1 protein-coding gene is annotated in these 469 nt (G+C 71.9%); it reads right to left on the reverse strand.

Annotated features, from left to right (window positions below):
* A partial coding sequence (locus FJV41_RS57360) for an AIR synthase related protein (RefSeq protein ID WP_246137935.1) occupies positions 1-423 on the reverse strand: 423 nt, incomplete at its 3' end.
* Positions 424-469 lie beyond the last annotated feature (46 nt).

Consider the following 469-nt stretch of genomic DNA (forward strand, 5'->3'; position numbering starts at 1 on the left):
GCGCAGCAGCGCCTGGCCGGTCGGCACTTCGCCGAACACGGTGATGCAGATGTTGAGCGGCCCCTGGGTGGTGTCGCCACCCACCAGTTCGCAGCCGTGTGCGTCGGCCAGCGCCAGCAGCCCGTCCGAGAAGCCCTGCAGCCAGGCCTCGTCGGCCCGCGGCAGCGACAAGGCCAGCGTGAACGCCAGCGGCCGGGCACCGCAGGCGGCGAGGTCCGACAGGTTCACGGCCAGCGCCTTGTGGCCCAGGTGCGCGGGATAGACGTCGGGAAAGAAATGCCGGCCCTCCACCAGCATGTCGCTGGAGACGGCCAGGTGCATGCCGGCGGCAGGCGCGAGCAGTGCGCAATCGTCGCCCACGCCGAGCGCGGCGCGGCGCACGGGGCGGCGGAAGTAGCGTGCGATCAGGTCGAATTCACCCATGCGCCGAGCATACGCGCAGCCGTGGCCGCGGCGCGCTTCGCAATTC

Origin of the sequence: Myxococcus llanfairpwllgwyngyllgogerychwyrndrobwllllantysiliogogogochensis, from assembly GCF_006636215.1 — a bacterium.
GTDB classification, from domain to species: domain Bacteria; phylum Myxococcota; class Myxococcia; order Myxococcales; family Myxococcaceae; genus Myxococcus; species Myxococcus llanfairpwllgwyngyllgogerychwyrndrobwllllantysiliogogogochensis.